This is a genomic window from Cupriavidus sp. 207A1, assembly GCF_057798955.1.
Genome location: NZ_JBYOJO010000018.1, coordinates 115,313 through 129,301, shown reverse-complemented (window position 1 = coordinate 129,301; position 13,989 = coordinate 115,313). Strand labels below are relative to the sequence as shown.

General features: G+C 67.6%; 13 protein-coding genes and 1 tRNA gene. 11 read left to right on the top strand and 3 right to left on the bottom strand.

Going from position 1 to position 13,989, the window contains the following annotated elements; genetic code table 11:
• The first annotated feature begins 106 nt into the window (after positions 1–106).
• From AC3FMM_RS27135 to AC3FMM_RS27115, 5 genes are all read left to right on the top strand, one after another.
• Positions 107–562: a PTS sugar transporter subunit IIA gene (locus AC3FMM_RS27135; RefSeq protein ID WP_018008706.1), complete on the top strand. Its 456-nt coding sequence runs from the start codon at positions 107–109 to the stop codon at positions 560–562.
• 82 nt (positions 563–644) lie between these two features.
• Entirely contained in the window at positions 645–1,616 is a 972-nt protein-coding gene (hprK, locus tag AC3FMM_RS27130; RefSeq protein ID WP_012351664.1) for an HPr(Ser) kinase/phosphatase, read from the top strand.
• Positions 1,617–1,787: 171 nt separating this feature from the next.
• Entirely contained in the window at positions 1,788–2,186 is a 399-nt protein-coding gene (locus tag AC3FMM_RS27125; protein WP_488687726.1) for a PsiF family protein, read from the top strand.
• Between the two features lie 115 nt (positions 2,187–2,301).
• The gene (gene rapZ, locus AC3FMM_RS27120; RefSeq protein ID WP_115679306.1) at positions 2,302–3,180 is read left to right on the top strand and encodes an RNase adapter RapZ; all 879 of its coding nucleotides are present in this window, start codon (positions 2,302–2,304) and stop codon (positions 3,178–3,180) included.
• A gap of 92 nt (positions 3,181–3,272) precedes the next feature.
• Positions 3,273–3,932, top strand: coding sequence for an LON peptidase substrate-binding domain-containing protein (locus AC3FMM_RS27115; RefSeq protein WP_115708051.1), 660 nt, complete (start codon positions 3,273–3,275; stop codon positions 3,930–3,932).
• A gap of 30 nt (positions 3,933–3,962) precedes the next feature.
• On the opposite strand, the gene mutY is transcribed toward AC3FMM_RS27115, so the two are convergent.
• The 3 genes from mutY to mutM all read right to left on the bottom strand — a co-directional run bounded on the left by mutY (position 3,963) and on the right by mutM (position 8,348).
• The gene (mutY, locus tag AC3FMM_RS27110; RefSeq protein WP_326347017.1) at positions 3,963–5,138 is read right to left on the bottom strand and encodes an A/G-specific adenine glycosylase; all 1,176 of its coding nucleotides are present in this window, start codon (positions 5,136–5,138) and stop codon (positions 3,963–3,965) included.
• 107 nt (positions 5,139–5,245) lie between these two features.
• Positions 5,246–7,198 carry a dynamin family protein gene (locus AC3FMM_RS27105; protein WP_326347018.1) on the bottom strand — a complete coding sequence of 651 codons (1,953 nt, stop codon included), beginning with the start codon at positions 7,196–7,198 and terminating at the stop codon, positions 5,246–5,248.
• 259 nt (positions 7,199–7,457) lie between these two features.
• Positions 7,458–8,348: a bifunctional DNA-formamidopyrimidine glycosylase/DNA-(apurinic or apyrimidinic site) lyase gene (gene mutM, locus AC3FMM_RS27100; protein WP_488687725.1), complete on the bottom strand. Its 891-nt coding sequence runs from the start codon at positions 8,346–8,348 to the stop codon at positions 7,458–7,460.
• 153 nt (positions 8,349–8,501) lie between these two features.
• Between mutM and AC3FMM_RS27095 the strand changes: the two genes are divergently transcribed.
• The 6 genes from AC3FMM_RS27095 (at position 8,502) to AC3FMM_RS27070 (ending at position 13,981) form a co-directional block, all read left to right on the top strand.
• Positions 8,502–10,445, top strand: coding sequence for a tetratricopeptide repeat protein (locus tag AC3FMM_RS27095; protein WP_414249810.1), 1,944 nt, complete (start codon positions 8,502–8,504; stop codon positions 10,443–10,445).
• Between the two features lie 89 nt (positions 10,446–10,534).
• On the top strand, positions 10,535–11,146 hold the full coding sequence (gene lolB, locus AC3FMM_RS27090) for a lipoprotein insertase outer membrane protein LolB (RefSeq protein ID WP_488687724.1): 612 nt from the start codon (positions 10,535–10,537) through the stop codon (positions 11,144–11,146).
• 19 nt (positions 11,147–11,165) lie between these two features.
• Positions 11,166–12,044 (top strand): 4-(cytidine 5'-diphospho)-2-C-methyl-D-erythritol kinase, encoded by an 879-nt coding sequence (ispE, locus tag AC3FMM_RS27085; RefSeq protein ID WP_116312108.1) that lies wholly within the window; start codon positions 11,166–11,168, stop codon positions 12,042–12,044.
• Positions 12,045–12,103: 59 nt separating this feature from the next.
• Positions 12,104–12,180, top strand: a tRNA-Gln gene (locus tag AC3FMM_RS27080).
• Between the two features lie 96 nt (positions 12,181–12,276).
• On the top strand, positions 12,277–13,230 hold the full coding sequence (locus AC3FMM_RS27075; protein WP_115663107.1) for a ribose-phosphate pyrophosphokinase: 954 nt from the start codon (positions 12,277–12,279) through the stop codon (positions 13,228–13,230).
• A gap of 133 nt (positions 13,231–13,363) precedes the next feature.
• Positions 13,364–13,981, top strand: coding sequence for a 50S ribosomal protein L25/general stress protein Ctc (locus AC3FMM_RS27070; RefSeq protein ID WP_012351653.1), 618 nt, complete (start codon positions 13,364–13,366; stop codon positions 13,979–13,981).
• Positions 13,982–13,989 lie beyond the last annotated feature (8 nt).

Sequence of the window (13,989 nt, the reverse complement as noted above, 5' to 3'; positions counted from 1 at the left end):
GCTGCTCTATAATGGGCCGGACGTCTCCTCCGCCGGCGGCGGTCAGGGAGCCAGCCGCTGCCCGGCGGAACGATCCGCCCGCTAACTGAAATCCTGCGCATCGCCCATGAATCGTTTGGCCAAATTGCTGCCACCCGGCAACATCACCCTCGACGTCAGCGTCACCAGCAAGAAGCGTGTGTTCGAGCAGGCCGGGCTCCTCTTCGAGAACAACCATGGCGTGGCGCGCGCCATCGTCACCGACAACCTGTTCGCGCGCGAGTCGCTGGGTTCGACCGGACTGGGCGCCGGCGTGGCGATTCCGCACGGGCGCATCAAGGGCCTGAAGCAGCCCCTTGCCGCCTTCATGCGCCTGGCCGAGCCGATTCCGTTCGAATCGCCGGACGGCAAGCCGGTGTCGCTGCTGATCTTCCTGCTGGTGCCGGAACAGGCCACACAGCAGCACCTGGAAATTTTGTCCGAGATCGCGCAACTGCTGTCGGATCGCGACATGCGCGAGGGCCTGGCGACCCTGCCCACGCCCGATGCCGTGCACGAACTGCTGATCGCATGGCATCCCTGATCCACTGACTCCCCCGGAGCGGGCCGGCACCAGACCGGGCAAGCGCCACGCGCTTCGAACACCGCCTTACCAGCCATACCGCATGGAACTCACCGGCGTCACCTCCCAGTCCATCTTCGACGACAACGCAGCCGACCTCAAACTCTCGTGGGTCGCCGGCCTGGAGGGCGCGGACCGCGCCTTTGACGTGGAATTCGCCCGCGAAGCGACCTCCGCCGCAGACCTGGTGGGCCACCTCAACCTGATCCACCCGAACCGGATCCAGGTCCTCGGCAAGCCCGAAATCACGTACTACCAGCGGCTCGACGACGAGACCCGCAAGCGCCAGATGGGCGAACTGATCCTGCTGGAGCCGCCGTTCCTGGTGATCGCCGACGGCATGGAGCCGCCGCCGGACCTGGAACTGCGCTGCACGCGCTCGTCGACGCCGCTGTTCACCACGCCGGTGTCGTCCGCCGCGGTGATCGACCACCTGCGCCTGTACCTGTCGCGCATCTCGGCGCCGCGCGTGACCATGCACGGGGTGTTCCTCGACATCCTCGGCATGGGCGTGCTGATCATGGGCGAATCGGGCCTCGGCAAGAGCGAACTGGGCCTGGAACTGATCTCGCGCGGCCACGGGCTGGTGGCCGACGACGCCGTCGATTTCGTCCGGCTGGGGCCGGATTTCATCGAAGGCCGCTGCCCCCCGCTGCTGCAGAACCTGCTGGAAGTGCGCGGCCTGGGGCTGCTCGACATCAAGACCATCTTCGGCGAGACCGCGGTGCGGCGGAAGATGAAGATCAAGCTGGTGGTGCAGCTGGTGCGGCGCAACGACGGCGAATTCGAGCGGCTGCCGCTGGATTCGCAGTACCTGGACGTGCTCGGGCTTCCCATCCACATGGTCAAGATCCAGGTGGCGGCCGGTCGCAACCTTGCCGTGCTGGTCGAGGCCGCCGTGCGCAACACCATCCTGCGCCTGCGCGGCATCGACACGCTGCGCGACTTCATGGACCGCCAGCGCGCCGCGATGCAGGCCGATGCGGTCTCGCGCGGCCAGGGCCGGCTGCTGTAAGCCACCGTCCGCCGCGGTTTTCAATTGCTTACAACGGCGTGGCAAGCGCTCGTCAACGTTTCTCAGGCATGCTCCGTTTTGTGCTGTAATGGGCATCACGCCCGTTGCGGAAGCTGCAACGCCGACCCCGGCGCGCGGCGATAAGGTTGTCCACCCCCGAGGAGAGCAAGCATGAAGACCCTGATTGCAGTGTGCGCGTTAGTGACCCCGCTGTTCGCAGCCAGCGCCTTTGCGCAGACCGCCACGCCGGCCACCCCTGCTACGCCGGCCAAGCCGTCGGCCGCGGCCCCGGCCCCGGCAACGCCTGCCGTGCCGGCCACGCCTGCCACCCCGGCCAATCCGGACAAGCCCGCGGCCAACACCCAGCAGGACAAGATGAAGGCTTGCAATGCGCAGGCCTCCGGCAAGAAGGGCGACGAACGCAAGGCGTTCATGAAGGAATGCCTGTCGAAGTCCGGCGCGCCCAAGACCCAGCAGGACAAGATGGCTGCCTGCAGCAAGTCTGGCAAGGGCAAGAAGGGCGATGAATACAAGGCCTACATGAAGGAATGCCTGTCGAAGGCAGCCTGAGCGCCACCACCGGCGAAATGGCGACCCAAATGGCGAACCGGGCGGTTCGCCATTTTTTCTGCTGTCAAACTGCTGTCATGACGCAGCCGGCACCTGATGCTATGCTTCAGTTGCTATGCGCATCATCCTCATCACCGGCATATCCGGTTCCGGCAAATCCGTCGCACTGAACGTCCTCGAAGATGCAGGCTACTACTGCGTGGACAACCTGCCGGCGCAGTTCATCCCTGAACTGACCCGCTACCTCGACAGCCAGGGCTACACGCACCTGGGCGTGGCTACCGACATCCGCAGCCGCGAGTCGCTCGACCAGTTGCCCGACACCGTGCGCGCGCTGGCCGCCGAGCACCAGGTCGAGGTCATTTTCCTGACCGCCAGCACCGACGCCCTGGTGCAGCGCTACTCCGAGACGCGGCGCCGCCATCCGCTGTCGGCACGCACCGACGGCGTGGCCGGTGGCGGCGGCGCGTTCAACGACACGGCGCTGATGGAAGCGATCGAGATGGAGCGCGCGCTGCTGAGCCCGCTTGCCGAGGCCGCGCACCGCATCGACACCAGCAATGTGCGCACCAATACGCTGCGCAGCTGGATCAAGGAGCTGATCCGCGACGACAGCCAGCGCCTGACGCTGCTGTTCGAGTCGTTCGGCTTCAAGCACGGCGTGCCCAGCGATGCCGATATGGTGTTCGACGTGCGCTCGCTGCCGAACCCGTACTACGACCTGGCGCTGCGGCCGCTGACGGGCCGCGACACGCCGGTAATCGACTTCCTGCAGGCGCAGCCGATGGTGCTGGCGATGGCCGAGGATATCCGCGCCTACGTGGAAAAGTGGCTGCCAAGCTTCATCGCCGACAACCGCAGCTACCTGACCGTGGCGATCGGCTGCACCGGCGGACAGCATCGCTCGGTCTATATTGCCGAAAGGCTCGCCAACTATTTCCGGGCACATGGTAATGTGCTGGTCAGACACCGAGAGCTCGCACCGGCGGGCTGACGCACGCGGCATGGCACCCCGGGCTGCACGGGGCATCTGAGCGCGGCGTTGGCCTGGCGGCCCAATGCTGCGCGACCCCAAGCCTGCACCGCATGTCCTCGACCGACCTCTACCGTCCCGCAGGGTCCGAAGACCCGCCACGGACGCTCGAAAACCTGCCGCTGTTTCCCCTGCACACCGTGCTGTTTCCCGGTGGACGGCTACCGTTGCGCGTGTTCGAGGCGCGCTATGTCGACATGGTGCGCAACTGCCTGCGCGACAGCGCGCCGTTCGGCGTCTGCCTGATCGCCAGCGGCGAGGAAGTGGCCCGGCCCAACCAGCCCACCGTGCCCGAACTGGTCGGCTGCCTCGCGGAAATCGTCGACTGCAACATGGAGCAGCTGGGCGTGCTGCTGATCCGCACGCGCGGCCGCGAGCGCTTCCATATCATCAGCCACGAAACCCGCGACGACGGCCTGCTGGTGGCGCGCGCCGACGTGCTCCCGCCCGACATCATCGACTGCAAGCTGGAACTGCTGGGCGAATGCCTGGACGCGCTGCGCCGCATCGTCACGCGGCTGCACGCCGAGCAGCCCGACCGCATGCCCTTCGACGAGCCCTACCTGTGGGACGACCCGAGCTGGGTCGCCAACCGGCTGTGCGAGCTGCTGCCGGTGCCGCTGAAGGCCAAGCAGATGCTGATGGCCTTGCCCGACGCGGGCATGCGCATCGAGATCGTGCACCGCTACATGCGGCAGAACCACATGCTGTAGGCGGTCTCTCCTCCCGCGCCCACTCCCGCTTCAGAACAAGCCCACCCGCGCCTGGTCCTCAAGCAGCCGGCGCACCGGCGCGGGCGTGCCCAGCGCATCGAGATCGTCGAGCGACAGCCAGCGCTGCCCGGCCGGCGTCGCGCTGTCCTGCCGCAGCACGTTCGCCTCCACATTCAGGTCGACCCGGATGGCGCGGATCAGCAGGCGGAAGTGCGTGAACACATGGGTCAGCTCGCCGGCCAGCACGGCGCGCGCGGGGGTGCCGAAAGCGCGCGCGTAGTCGAGCGCGCGGGCCTCGGCGTCTTCCGCGTCGAAGGGCACGGTGTCGACCGGCATCTCCGGCAGGCTCCACAGGCCGCCCCAGATGCCGCTGTCCGGACGCAGGCGCAGCAGCACTTCACGCTCGCGCCGCACCAGCAGCATCACCGTGCTGCGCTCGGGGATCGCCACGCGCGGCTTGGGCGCGGGCAGCACGCCGGTCAGGCCGTCGCGGCGCGCGACGCAATCTGCGGACAGCGGGCACGCTGCGGCATCGGCCAGGCAGGCGGGCTTGCCGCGCGAGCACACCGTCGCGCCAAGGTCCATCAGCCCCTGCGTATAGGCCACCATGTCGTCGGCCTGGCGTGGGCCAGGCGCAGGCAAGGCCAACTCGGCCAGTTGCCACATGCGCGTTTCCACCACGCGCTCGCCCGGATGGCCATGGATGCCGAAGCAGCGCGCGAACACGCGCTTGACGTTGCCGTCCAGGATCGGCGAACGCACGCCCGCGCTGAACGCGGCAATGGCCGCCGCGGTGGAACGGCCGATGCCCGGCAACGTGACCAGCACCGCGGGGTCGGTGGGGAAGCACCCGCCATGCTCGCCGACCACTTGCATGGCGCAGCGGTGCAGGTTGCGCGCGCGCGAGTAATAGCCCAGCCCGGCCCACAGCGCCATGACCTGGTCGGCAGGCGCCGCCGCCAGGTCCTGCACCGTGGGCAACTGCGCGACGAAACGCTGGAAGTACTCGATCACCGCGCTGACCTGGGTCTGCTGCAGCATGATCTCGGACAGCCAGATCCGGTACGGGTCGCGGGTGTTCTGCCACGGCAGGTCGTGCCGGCCGTGCCGGCGCTGCCAGTCGACCACGCGCGCGCCGAAGTCAAGGGGCACACGGAGGTCATCAGGCAGGGCTGGTGCGGTACGGGGGGCTGGTTTGCGGGGCATCGGTGTGGCAACTGCGTGGCGAGCGGACATGGGCATCGGCGCGCCAAAGAAAAAGGCGCCGCAAGGCGCGGCGCCACATGATATACCGGTCGGCAAGAGCTGCCCGGCTACGCTACCGCAAGGCTGGCACTGTCCGCATCCGCCGCCGGCCGCATCAGCCGCTGGGCAAACGCCTCGATGCGCCCGCTGCGTTCATCCAGCCCGTTCAGCACTTCCTCCAGCTGCGCGATGCGGCTTTCCAGCGTGTCGGTGGCTTCATGGATGCGCTCGATCGAATCGACACGCCGGCGCAGCTGCTTCTGGTGTTCGCGCACCTGGGCTTCCAGCGGCGTCATCACCGACTTGAGCCAGACCTCGATGTCGCGGTTGAGGCCGCGGAAATTCTCCAGCACGCGGCTGGCCATGGTGTTGAAAGCGCTTTGCACCAGCTGCGGGCGCGAGCGCGTCAGCATGCTGATCGTGCCGAAATGCGCCTGCACCAGCCGCAGCGTCTCCTGCAGCTCGGTCAGGTAGCGTTCGGCGGTGAACTGCATCGGCGCGGGCAGCGTGAAGCCGTGCTCGGCATTGAAGCGCCGGTACATGCTTTCGATCAACTGGTGCAGCTGGCCGATCTTGTTGTCGGCATCGCTCACCAGCCCGCTCAGCTGCGCGAACAATGCGTCCATGTCCTCGCGCAGGCCGCGCGAAAAGAAGCGCTCCTTCATATGCTCGCGCGCGCTGCGCATGGTGCGGCGCACGTCGCGCAATTGCAGGCTCTTGATGATGTCGGCGCTGTGGCGGCCGAAGACCAGGCGCAGCGCCTGGAACTTGCTGATGCTCTGCTCGAACTCGTCCTTCTCGCCCTGCACCCGCATCAGCATGTGCTTGACCATCGCATGGTTCTTGCCGCGCAGTCCGCGCAGCTCGAACAACTGCTCGACGATATCGCGGCGGCGGCTCTGCAGCAGCTGCTGCGCGGCGCGCGCCATGTCCTGCACCAGCCGGTAGACCTGGTCAGAGACGATCTCGCGCCGGCGCGGAATCAGCTGGTCCGACAGCACGTGCTCGAACTCCGGCAGGCCGCTGCGCGCGAGCAGGGTGTCGTCGCGCGTGACCTTGGCCACCAGCCCCTTCTGCGCCGACACCGGATACACGCGCGACTGCTCGATGCCCAGCACCTGCGCGGTGGTCGACACCTGCCGCGCGATTTCCTGCGCGATTTCGCCGGGCTGGCGCAGCGGATCCCACAGGCCGTCGATCTTGTTGAGCACCGCCAGGCAGCCGCGCCGGTGCCCGGCGCCGACATGGCTGCGCCACAGCTCGAGGTCGCTCTTGGTCACGCCCGCGTCGGCGGCCAGCACGAACACCACCACGTGCGCATCCGGGATCAGCCGCAGCGTCAGTTCGGGTTCGGTGCCGATCGCGTTCAGGCCCGGCGTGTCGAGGATCACCAGGCCCTGGCGCAGCAGCGGATGCGGAAAATTGATGACGGCGTGGCGCCAGCGCGAGATCTCGACCATGCCCTCGGCATCGACCGCATAGGCGGCATCGGGGTCGTTCTCGTGGTACAGCCCCAGCGCCTCGGCCTGCTCGGGCGGCACGCGCATGGTCTGCACCACATGCTGGAACGCCTCCAGCATGCCCTCGGGCGACGACGGGTCCAGCGGCACCGAATGCCAGTGCGATGCCGAAGTGCCGGCCTCGATGAAGTCGGCGGTGGAGGCGTCCTGCAGGCGCGTCTCGATCGGCAGCAGGCGGATGCTGGGCGGCTCGGCTTCGTCGTAGCGCAGCTCGGTCGGGCACATGGTGGTGCGCCCCGCCGACGACGGCAGGATGCGGCGCCCGTAGTCGGCAAAGAAGATGGCGTTGATCAGCTCGCTCTTGCCGCGCGAGAACTCGGCGATGAAGGCGACCTTGAGGCGGTCGCTGCGCAGCACGCTCTGGATGCGCTGCACGCGGTCGTCGGCCTGTGCATCGTACAGGTCGTGCTGCTGCAGCCAGGACTGGAATTCGGCCAGTGACTGGAGGACCCCGGTTCTCCAGGCGCCGTATTGTTCGAATTGGTGGGCGAGCGTTGTCATGGAGCTGTTGGGCTGACTTGGTTTTGCCTCGGGGCCCGCCACCCTGCGCGGCATGCCCGTGTTCACGCAATGCCGGTCCGCCCCCTGCCGTACATGCGCGGCCGACCATTTTGTAACTTTTTATGACTGCGCACACGATACAGGTTTCCACGGCGCTTTTGTGGAATTCGCGTCCCTTGGATGGCAGTCGCCCCGCCAGTGTTGCGCCGACCCATCGACCCGCGGCAGCGGGCGGTCCCTGAAGCACTCCGGATGCTGGTCAGTGCTGGCAGTTGGTGCAATAGAAGGTGGAACGCTGGCCCTGGACGATCTGGCGCACCGGTTTGGCGCACACCTTGCATGGCAGGCCGGCGCGGTCGTAGACAAAGCAATCGAGCTGGAAGTAGCCGCTGGCACCGTCGCTGCCGACAAAGTCGCGCAGCGTGCTGCCGCCGCGCTCGATCGCCTGCGCCAGGGTGTCCCGCACCGCCTGCGCCAGCCGGTCGCAACGCGCGCGGCTCAGGCGCCCGGCCGGGGTGGTCGGGTGGATGCCGGCACGGAACAGGCTTTCGGACGCGTAGATGTTGCCCACCCCGACCACGATCGCACCGGACAGCAGCACGGTCTTGATCGCGGCACTGCGGCAGCGCGTATGGCGGTGCAGCCAGGCGCCATCGAAGGCGGGATCGAACGGCTCGATGCCGAGGGTGCTCAGCAACGGATGCGACGGCAGTTCGGCCTCCGGCAGCGTGGTCCAGAGGATGGCGCCGAAGCGGCGCGGATCACGGAAGCGCAGCACGATGGTACCCGGCTGCTGTCCTGGCGTTGCCGCCGACGCTGCGCCGGGCCCCGCGTCGAGCACCAGGTCGAAGTGGTCGTGCACGCCCGGCGGCGGTGCCTCGGGCAACACCCTCAGCGTGCCCGTCATGCCCAGGTGCACCAACAGCCAGCCATCCGGCTGCGCCGCGTCGGCGCTGACGCATTCGAGCAGCAGATACTTGCCGCGGCGCTCGATGCGGCGCACCAGGCGCTGGGCCAGGCAGGTTTCGAGTTCAGGGTCGACCGGCCAGCGCAGGCCGCGGTGGCGCACCGTGACCGCGGCGATGCGCCGCCCCACCACATGCGGCAGCAAGCCGCGCCGGGTCACCTCGACCTCGGGCAATTCAGGCATCGAACCTCTCCGTTGGTTACCGCTCAAAACTCCTGCAGCGCCTGGCGGCGCCGGCCTGCGGCGCCAAGCAGCGCATTGTAGCGGCAGGCTACAATGCCCTTATCAATGCGCAATCTCCCATCCTTCGCCAGCGTGCGCCGGAGCACTCAATACATGTCGGACCTGATGCCGGACCTGATGCCGGACTCCTCGTTGCAAGCCACCGCGGGCGGCGGCCTGACCACATCGACGGGCGCCGGCTCGCGCACGGCGCGCCGTGCCGGCACCCTGGCCCGCTGGTGGCAGGCGCCGCGGCGCCATGTGCGCGCCCTGGCCGCCGGCGCGCTGCTGGCAGCGGCGGCGGGCGCCAGCCACGCCGCGCCGCCGGTCGGCGCCGGTTCGCTGCCCATGCTGCAGCTGGCCGCGGCGGACACCCCGGCGGCCAAACCCGCGCGGCCGGCACTGCCGTCGCTGGAGCTGACCGACGATATCGTCTATATGGTGCTGGCCGCCGAGATTTCCATCCAGCGCGGCCTGGTCGGCCCGGCCTATCGCACCTACCTGGAACTGGCGCGCCAGACCCGCGACCCGCGCTTCGCCCAGCGTGCCACCGAGATCGCCTTCAACGCGCGCATCCCGCAGCAGGCGCTTGACGCCGCGCGCCTGTGGAAAGAGATTTCTCCCTCCTCGCCGGCGGCCGGCCAGGTGCTGTCGACCCTGCTGGTACTCAACGGCCGCTGGGACGATGCCCGCCCGCTGCTGCAGCAGCAACTGGCTGCGGTCCCGGCCAGCCAGCGCGGCGATGCCATCCTGCAGCTGCAGCAGCAGTTGTCGCGCACCAGCGATCCGGCCGGCGCGGCCACGCTGCTGCAGGACCTGACCCGCAACGAAACCAAGCTGCCCGAGACCCAGCTGGCGCTGGCGCGCGCGCGCGAAGTCGCCGGCGACGAGCCGGGCGCGCTGGCCGCGCTCGACCAGGCCTTGCGGCTGCGGCCCGGCTATGAAGCGGCCGCGCTGATGTCGGCCGAACTGCGCGCCGAGAAGCAGCCCGACGAAGCCGTGGCGGTGCTCAAGCGCTTCCTGGAAAAGTCGCCCGAATCGGTCAACGGCCATATCACGCTGGCGCGGCTGTACCTGCTGAAGAACGACATGCCGGCGGCCCGCCAGGAATTCGAGACGCTGCGCAAGGTGGCTCCCGCCGACCCGCGCGTGCCGCTGGCGCTGGGCCTGACCAGCCTGCAGGCGAAGAACTACGGCGAGGCCGAGCAGTACCTGCAGGAATACCTGCAGCTGGTCGAAAAGCAGCCCAGCGCCAATCCCGACATTGCCTACCAGTACCTGGCGCAGATCGCCGAGGAGCGCAAGGACTACGCCGGCGCGATCCGCTGGCTCGACCGCATCGAGGACATCCGCCTGGCACCGGCGGCCACCGCCAAGCGCGCCCAGTTGCTGGCGCGCATGGGCAAGCTCGACGACGCCCAGGCGCTGTTCGGCGAGATGCTCACCGACGCCGAGGACATCCCCGACCCCGGCCAGCGCTCGCAGCGCGTGACCGCCATTCGCCAGGCCGAAGTAGCCACGCTGATGGAGAGCAAGGCCTACGACCGCGCCCGCAAGGTGCTGAACGACCGCATCGCGGCGGAGCCCGACAACGCCGACTGGATCTATGAGCTGGCCATGCTCGACGAGCGCCAGAAGCGCTACGCCAGCATGGAAACCGGGCTGCGCCGCGTGATTGCGCTGCAGCCGCAGCAGAAGCAGGGCTACAACGCCCTCGGCTATTCGCTGGCGGACCGCAACGAGCGCCTGCCCGAGGCACTCAAGCTGCTGGAGCGTGCCTCAGAGCTGGGTCCGGACGATCCGTACATCATGGACAGCCTGGCCTGGGTCAAATTCCGCATGGGCGACCTGCAGCCCGCGGCCGCACTGCTGCGCAACGCCTATGCCAAGGCCCCCGAGGCTGAAATCGGCGCGCACCTCGGCGAGGTGCTGTGGCAGCTCGGCGAACACGATGAGGCGCGCAAGACCTGGACCGAGGCCGTGCGCATCGATCCCGAGAACGAGACCCTGATCGATACGCTGCGCCGCTACAAATTCAACCTGCAGCCGTCCAAGTAAGCCCGCGCGCCGCGGCCGGCAGCCCGGCCGGCGGCGCCGGTTTCCCGTCAGCCGGCGGCCGCCGTGCCGCCGTCCTCACGACCATGCCCATGAACCGATCCCGACGCCTGGCGCTGCTTTGCCTTGGCGCGCCCCTGCTGCTGCAGGCATGCGCCAGCGTGGCGCCGTCGCGCAACTTCGATGTCGACCAGGACGCCGCCAGCCGGCAGTACACCGGCCGCTTTTCCGCCAGCTACGTGCGCTACGGGCGCGACGAGGGCGTGCAGGGCAGCTTCCGCTGGGAGGAGCAGGGCCGCAACGTGCGGCTCGACCTGGTCTCGCCGCTGGGCCAGACCCTGGCCGTGGTCACCGCCACGCCGTCGGGCGCCACGCTCGACCTGCCCAACCAGCCGCCGCGCAACGCGCCCGAAGTCGATACCCTGATGGAGGAAGCGCTGGGCTTCGCGCTGCCGGTGGCCGGCTTGCGCGACTGGCTGCACGGGCGTCCCACCCAGGGCACGCCGGCGCGCGCCACGCGCGACGAGCAGGGCCGGCTGGCGACGCTGGCGCAGAACGGCTGGACCGTGCGCTACGTCGCCTGGCAGGAGACGCCCGACACAGGCGCTGCCGCAACGCAGGTGCCACGCCGTATCGACCTGGCGCGCGACGCCGGCAGCAATCCGCTGTCGGTACGTCTGGTCATCGATCAGCAGACGCCATAACTGCCCCCATCACCGCACCATGCCAAGCAGCCATCCCCTGCCTCCACCCGAACTGCGCAACTGCCCCGCGCCGGCCAAGCTCAACCTGTTCCTGCACGTGACCGGCCGCCGCGCCGACGGCTACCACACGCTGCAGACCGTGTTCCAGCTGGTCGACTGGTGCGACACGCTGCATTTCCGCCGTCGCGACGACGGCGTGGTCACGCGCGTCACCGAGGTGCCCGGCGTACCGGCCGAGACCGACCTGGTGGTGCGGGCCGCGCGCGCGCTGAAGGCCGCCAGCGGCACCAGCTTCGGCGCCGACATCGCCATCGACAAGGTGCTGCCGATGGGCGGCGGCATCGGCGGCGGTTCTTCCGACGCCGCCACCACGCTGCTGGCGCTGAACCACCTGTGGGGCCTGGGGTTGACGCGCGCCGAGCTGATGCGGATCGGGCTGACGCTGGGCGCCGACGTGCCGGTATTCGTGCTCGGGCAGAACGCCTTTGCGCAGGGCATCGGCGAGGAGCTCACGCCGGTCGAGCTGCCCGACAGCTGGTTCGTGATCATCCACCCGAAGCAGCACGTGCCGACCGCTGAAATTTTTTCGGACGAGTGCTTGACAAGGGATACACCGATCTCCATAATTGCGGTCTTCGCTGCTCGCACAAACAAATTCGATTTCGGTCGCAACGACCTGGAACCGATAGCAACAGCGAAGTTCGGCGAAGTCGCCCGAGCCCTGGCATGGCTGAAGCAACACAATCAGCATGCCCGGATGACCGGTTCCGGAGCCTGCGTGTTTGCGCGTTTTCCCGACGCAAAAACAGCGCAGCAGGTTTTGGAAAGGGTGCCTCCCGAATGGGATGGCAGGTGTGTGAGAAGTCTGGCACAGCACCCGCTCGCGACGTTCGCATAGCAAGTTATCGTTCGGCGCGGTACGGCAGTTTGGTACCACGAAGAACGGCCCGGTTGTGTAGGGGAGTCGCCAAGTTGGTCAAGGCACCGGATTTTGATTCCGGCATTCGAAGGTTCGAATCCTTCTTCCCCTGCCATTACTTCCTATAGTGTCCTAACGGAACACGATATCCCCAAGTCACCGGCTTCGCCGGTGACACCAAGCTCCCCCAGCAGCAAGACAGGTGCCCCGAATGAGCAGCGAAGGCTTGATGGTATTTACCGGCAACGCCAACCCCAAACTCGCGGAGGCTGTCGTACAGCACCTCGGCATTCCGCTGGGCAAGGCTCAGGTTGGCCGTTTCTCCGACGGAGAAGTCCAGGTCGAAATCCAGGAAAACGTTCGCGGCAAGCACGTCATCGTGCTGCAGTCCACCTGCGCGCCGACCAACGACAACCTGATGGAACTGATGGTGATGGTCGATGCGCTCAAGCGCGCCTCGGCCCGCAGCATCACCGCCGCCATGCCCTACTTCGGCTATGCCCGCCAGGATCGCCGCCCGCGTTCGGCGCGCGTGGCGATTTCGGCCAAGGTGGTTGCCAACATGCTGGAAGTCGCCGGGGTCGAGCGCGTGCTGACGATGGACCTGCACGCCGACCAGATTCAGGGCTTCTTCGATATCCCGGTCGACAACATCTACGCTTCGCCGGTACTGCTGGGCGACCTGCGCGAGAAGAACTACGGCGACCTGCTGGTGGTCTCGCCGGACGTCGGCGGCGTGGTCCGTGCCCGCGCGCTGGCCAAGGAACTGAACTGCGACCTGGCCATCATCGACAAGCGCCGTCCCAAGGCCAACGTGGCCGAGGTGATGAACATCATCGGTGAAGTCGAAGGCCGCAACTGCGTCATCATGGACGACATGATCGACACCGGCGGCACGCTGTGCAAGGCCGCCCAGGTGCTGAAGGAGCGCGGCGCGCTGAAGGTCTTCGCCTACTGCACGCACCCCGTGCTGTCGGGCGGCGCGGCGGCCCGCATCGCGGATTCGGCGCTGGACGAAGTGGTGGTGTGCGACACCATCCCGCTGTCCGAAGAAGCCGCCAAGTGCGCCAAGATCCGCCAGCTCTCGACCGCCCCGCTGCTGGCCGAGACCTTCACCCGCATCGTCAAGGGCGACTCGATCATGTCGCTGTTTGCGGGTTCCTGATAGAATCTAAGGCTTTACTGCGTTGATCATCGTTGTCTGGTGATCAACGTGACTTGATCGGCGCATAATTTTGCCTTTGCGCCGCAACGAGGCTGTCTGGTCGCGGACAGCCTTCTTACTTTTTGGAGTCATCATGAAAGTTGTCGCTTTCGAGCGTAGCGTACAGGGAACGGGTGCGAGCCGCCGCCTGCGCAATTCGGGCAAGACCCCCGGCATCATCTACGGCGGCGCTGCCGAGCCGAAGATGATCGAACTGGATCACAACGCCCTGTGGCACGCCCTGAAGAAGGAAGCGTTCCACTCGTCGATCCTGGACCTGGAAGTCGCGGGCAAGTCGGAAAAGGCGCTGCTGCGCGCATTCCAGATGCACCCGTTCAAGCCGCTGGTGCTGCACGTCGATTTCCAGCGCGTGTCGGCCAACGACAAGATCCACGTCAAGGTGCCGCTGCACTTCATGAACCAGGAAACCGCTCCTGGCGTGAAGCTGGGCCACGGCCTGGTCAACCACATCGTCAATGACCTGGAAGTGTCGTGCCTGCCGGCCGACCTGCCCGAGTTCATCGAAGTGGACGTCGGCGCGATGGAGCTGGGCCAGACCCTGCACCTGTCCGACCTGAAGCTGCCGAAGGGCGTGACCGTGATCACCCACGGTGACGACAACCCGGCCATCGCCAGCATCTCGCAACCGGCTGGTGCCGTGTCGGAAGCTGCCGAAGGCGGCGAAGCCGCTGGCGAAACCCCGGCTGCCTAAGCTGCCGC

Coding starts and splice junctions, on each gene's coding strand:
- AC3FMM_RS27135 (WP_018008706.1), top strand. CDS start 107: ATGAATCGTTTGGCCAAATTGCTGCCACCCGGCAACATCACCCTCGAC.
- hprK (WP_012351664.1), top strand. CDS start 645: ATGGAACTCACCGGCGTCACCTCCCAGTCCATCTTCGACGACAACGCA.
- AC3FMM_RS27125 (WP_488687726.1), top strand. CDS start 1,788: ATGAAGACCCTGATTGCAGTGTGCGCGTTAGTGACCCCGCTGTTCGCA.
- rapZ (WP_115679306.1), top strand. CDS start 2,302: ATGCGCATCATCCTCATCACCGGCATATCCGGTTCCGGCAAATCCGTC.
- AC3FMM_RS27115 (WP_115708051.1), top strand. CDS start 3,273: ATGTCCTCGACCGACCTCTACCGTCCCGCAGGGTCCGAAGACCCGCCA.
- mutY (WP_326347017.1), bottom strand. CDS start 5,138: ATGCCCCGCAAACCAGCCCCCCGTACCGCACCAGCCCTGCCTGATGAC.
- AC3FMM_RS27105 (WP_326347018.1), bottom strand. CDS start 7,198: ATGACAACGCTCGCCCACCAATTCGAACAATACGGCGCCTGGAGAACC.
- mutM (WP_488687725.1), bottom strand. CDS start 8,348: ATGCCTGAATTGCCCGAGGTCGAGGTGACCCGGCGCGGCTTGCTGCCG.
- AC3FMM_RS27095 (WP_414249810.1), top strand. CDS start 8,502: ATGTCGGACCTGATGCCGGACCTGATGCCGGACTCCTCGTTGCAAGCC.
- lolB (WP_488687724.1), top strand. CDS start 10,535: ATGAACCGATCCCGACGCCTGGCGCTGCTTTGCCTTGGCGCGCCCCTG.
- ispE (WP_116312108.1), top strand. CDS start 11,166: ATGCCAAGCAGCCATCCCCTGCCTCCACCCGAACTGCGCAACTGCCCC.
- AC3FMM_RS27075 (WP_115663107.1), top strand. CDS start 12,277: ATGAGCAGCGAAGGCTTGATGGTATTTACCGGCAACGCCAACCCCAAA.
- AC3FMM_RS27070 (WP_012351653.1), top strand. CDS start 13,364: ATGAAAGTTGTCGCTTTCGAGCGTAGCGTACAGGGAACGGGTGCGAGC.